Source organism: Bradyrhizobium sp. (genome assembly GCF_019244115.1).
GTDB lineage: Bacteria > Pseudomonadota > Alphaproteobacteria > Rhizobiales > Xanthobacteraceae > Bradyrhizobium.
Window position 1 is genome coordinate 1 of record NZ_JAFATE010000081.1, and the last position, 3,770, is coordinate 3,770.

4 protein-coding genes are annotated in these 3,770 nt (G+C 65.1%); 3 read left to right on the forward strand and 1 reads right to left on the reverse strand.

The window, feature by feature from the left end; genetic code table 11:
• On the forward strand, positions 1-1,081 hold a 1,081-nt coding region (locus JOZ76_RS03710; protein ID WP_291697275.1), incomplete at its 5' end, for an MFS transporter.
• 198 nt (positions 1,082-1,279) lie between these two features.
• On the opposite strand, the gene JOZ76_RS03715 is transcribed toward JOZ76_RS03710, so the two are convergent.
• A complete protein-coding gene (locus JOZ76_RS03715) occupies positions 1,280-1,825 on the reverse strand; it encodes a carboxymuconolactone decarboxylase family protein (protein WP_291697276.1) in 546 nt (181 codons plus the stop codon).
• A gap of 153 nt (positions 1,826-1,978) precedes the next feature.
• On the opposite strand from JOZ76_RS03715, the gene JOZ76_RS03720 reads away from it, so the two are divergent.
• Together JOZ76_RS03720 and JOZ76_RS03725 are read left to right on the forward strand one after the other, a co-directional pair.
• The gene (locus JOZ76_RS03720; protein ID WP_291697278.1) at positions 1,979-3,163 is read left to right on the forward strand and encodes an acyl-CoA dehydrogenase family protein; all 1,185 of its coding nucleotides are present in this window, start codon (positions 1,979-1,981) and stop codon (positions 3,161-3,163) included.
• Between the two features lie 148 nt (positions 3,164-3,311).
• The coding region (locus JOZ76_RS03725; protein WP_291697277.1) for an acyl-CoA dehydrogenase family protein at positions 3,312-3,770 on the forward strand (459 nt) is incomplete at its 3' end.

The following is a 3,770-nucleotide window of genomic DNA, read 5'->3' on the forward strand; positions in this document are numbered from 1 at the left end:
GACCGTGCCGTTGTCGATGTATGTGCTCGGAATGGCCGCGGGCACGCTGCCCACCGGCGCGATCTCGCGCCGCTACGGCCGCAGGATCGCCTTCATCATCGGCACCGGCTGCGGCACGCTGACCGGACTGCTCGGCTGCCTCGCCATTTTGCGCGGCTCGTTCGTCCTGTTCTGCCTTGCGACGTTCCTCGGCGGCCTCTATGGCGCGGTGGCGCAATCCTATCGCTTTGCTGCGGCCGACGGCGCGAGCGCGGCGTTCCGCCCCAAGGCGGTGTCCTGGGTGATGGCGGGCGGCGTGTTCGCCGGCGTGCTCGGTCCACAGCTCGTGCAATGGACCATGGATGTCTGGTCGCCCTATCTGTTTGCCTTCTCGTTCATGATGCAGGCCGCGGTGGCGCTGGTCGCGATGGCCATTCTCGCCGGCGTCGACGCGCCAAGGCCGGCGCAGGCCGACCTTCACGCCGGACGCCCGCTCTTCGAGATCGCGCGGCAGCCGCGTTTCATCGCGGCTGCCCTGTGCGGCGTCATTGCCTATCCGATGATGAACCTGGTGATGACCTCGGCGCCGCTCGCCATGAAGATCTGCGGGCTCACGGTCGGCGATTCCAATTTTGCCATTCAGTGGCACATCGTCGCGATGTACGGGCCGAGCTTCTTCACCGGCGCCCTGATCGCGCGGTTCGGCGCGCCCGTCATCGTGGCGCTCGGGCTTTTCCTGGAGGCCGCCGCCGCGACCATCGGCCTCTCCGGCATCACCGCGACGCATTTTTCCGCGACGCTGATGGTGCTGGGCGTGGGCTGGAATTTCGCCTTCGTCGGCGCCTCGGCACTGGTGCTGGAGACGCATCTGCCGCAGGAGAAGAACAAGGTCCAGGCTTTCAACGATTTCCTCGTCTTCGGCATGATGGCGATCGGCTCGTTCTCCTCCGGGCAGCTGCTGGCCAATTACGGCTGGTCGGCGGTCAACATGGTGGTCTACCCGCCGGTCGCGCTGGGACTTGTCGTGCTGGCCCTGGTGTCGTTTGCCAGGCGCCCTGTGCAGCTCGCCGAGGTCGACGAGTTTCCCGAGCCGAGCCTCTAGCTTCCCGGATCATTCGCGATTGTGTTCGTCATTCCGGGTTCGGTCCTGCGGACCACCCCGGAATGACGAGGCCTCGATTCGAATGCAGGGTGGGCAAAGGCGCATCTGCGCCGTGCCCACCATCTCGCAGAATCGTGGCCGCAGCTGGTGGGCACGCTTCGCTTTGCCCACCCTACGCGCTTCCCATCGCCCAGCAGATCACGAAAGCTCGCTCGCTTCTCCGTCCGGCAGGCCGAACTCGAATGTGTTCAGCGTCATCGAGACCATGGTGTAATAGCCGCACAGGCCGATGATCTCGACCACGCCGCGTTCACCCAAAAGCGCGATCGCAGCATCGTAGAGCGGCTGCGTCAGGCTGTGGCCCTCATGCAGCGATTTCGCGACGTCGTAGATCATCTGCGCGGTGGGATCGTCGAACTCGGGCGTGCGGCGGTCGCGGATGGCATCGATGATCTTTGCATCGAGCCCGCCCTTCAGTGCCAGCCGCCGATGCGCCCACCATTCGTAATGCGCGGTCCAGTGCCGCGCGGTGACCAGGATCGCGATCTCCGACAGCTTTGGCGGAAACATCGTGTTGAAGCGCAACTGCTCGCCGAGCCGGGTCGCATGCCGCGCCATTTCGGGGCTGTTGAGCCAGGCCATCATCGGCGCCGGCGCCGAACCGCGCTTGCCCGCGATCGCCTCGTCATAGGTTTGTTTCTGGTTCTCGCTCATTTCGCCGGGCGAAAGCAGTTTTAGGCGCATCCTCGTTTCCTCTTGTTTTTCAGCCGTGCGCTGCGCACGAAATACCTTATTCCGCCGCACGGCCATTGTCTGCAATCTCGCCGCCGCCATTGCAATCCACCTGATGCGGGCTAAGGTCGGCGGCACAACGATCTCGACATGGGAACGACCGGGATGGCCGACCTCGAAAAATTTCGCCAGGAGACCCGCGCCTGGCTGAACGCCAATTGCCCGCCTGAGATGCGGCGACCGATGGCTTCGGACGAGGACACCTTTTGGGGCGGACGCAACGCGAAGTTCGCATCCGAAGCGCAGCGCGTCTGGTTTGAGCGGATGCGTGACAAGGGCTGGACCGTGCCGCACTGGCCGAAGCAATATGGCGGCGGCGGGCTCGACGGCGAGGAGGCCAAGATCGTGCGCCAGGAGATGGCGGCGATCGGCGCGCGGGCCCCGCTCACCTCGTTCGGCATTTCCATGCTCGGGCCGGCGCTCTTGAAATACGGCACCGAGGAGCAGAAGAGGGAGCATCTGCCAAAGATCACCGCCGGCCTGATCCGCTGGTGCCAGGGTTATTCCGAGCCCAATGCCGGCTCCGATCTCGCGTCCTTGCAGACCCGCGCCGAGAGCGACGGCGACCACTACATCATCAACGGCCAAAAAATCTGGACATCCTACGCGAACTACGCCGACTGGATTTTCTGCCTGGTGCGCACCGATCCCGCGGCAAAGAAGCATGACGGCATCTCGTTCATCCTGTTCGACATGGCCTCACCGGGCGTGTCGACAAAACCCATCCTGCTGATCTCCGGCTATTCACCGTTCTGCGAGACGTTTTTCGACAATGTGCGCGTGCCGAAGTCGCATGTCGTGGGGCAGGTCAATCGCGGCTGGGACGTCGCCAAATATCTGTTGCAGCATGAGCGCGCGATGATCTCCGGCATGGGCGAGCGCGGCGTCGGCCGGCCGCTCGGGCAGGTCGCAGCCGATTCGATCGGTGCCGACGCGCAGGGCCGGCTCGACGATCCCCTGCTGCGCGGCCAGATCGCGCAGTTCGAGGTCGACGAGGCTGCGCTCGCGGCCGCCGCCGAGCGCATGATCGATCTTACCAAGGCGGGGCAGGGGCATCCGGCGTTCTCCTCGGCGATGAAATATTACGGCACCGAGCTCAACAAGCGCCGCTACGAGATTTTGATGTCGGCGGCCGGCATCGACGCGCTGGAATGGGAGAGCGAGCGTTCGCGCGGCGGCGCGCGGCCGCGCGCCTGGCTGCGCACCAAGGCCAATTCGATCGAAGGCGGCACAAGCGAGGTGATGCTCGGCATCGTCGCCAAACGCATCCTCGATTTGCCGGGGGCGTAGTCCTCTCACCCCTCATCCTGAGGAGCGGCCTTAAGGCCGCGTCTCGAAGGATGAGGCCCGACTGTGGCCTCATGGTTCGAGACGGCGCTAAAGCGCACCATGAGGGACGACAGCAAGCTCTATTGAACATCAGCTCAGAGAACCGCCCATGGCCCTCGTCCTGACAGAAGAACAGTCGATGCTGCGCGACAGCGCCCGCGGTCTGATCAGCGACAAGGCGCCGGTGTCGCATCTGCGCCATCTGCGCGACAGCAAGGACGCCACCGGCTTCTCCCGCGAACTGTGGGCGACCTTCGCCGAAATGGGCTTTGCCAGCCTGCTGGTGCCGGAAGAATTCGGCGGCAGCGCGCTCGGCCCGGTCGAGGCCGGCATCGTGATGGAGGAAATCGGCCGCACGCTGATGGCCTCGCCGTTTCTGGCCACCTCCGTGCTCGCCGCTTCGGCGCTGTCGCGCGGCGGCAGTGCCGCGCAGCAGCAGGAGCATCTGCCGAGGATTGCCTCAGGTGCGCTGCTCGCGACGCTTGCGATCGATGAGGGCCCGAAGCATCGGCCGCTCCACACACAGATGCAGGCTGTTCGCTCCGGCAACGGCTTTCGGCTCTCCGGC

What these genes read in the sequence shown, in the direction of transcription:
- JOZ76_RS03715 (WP_291697276.1), bottom strand. Translation starts at nt 1,825, where the DNA reads ATGCGCCTAAAACTGCTTTCGCCCGGCGAAATGAGCGAGAACCAGAAA.
- JOZ76_RS03720 (WP_291697278.1), top strand. Translation starts at nt 1,979, where the DNA reads ATGGCCGACCTCGAAAAATTTCGCCAGGAGACCCGCGCCTGGCTGAAC.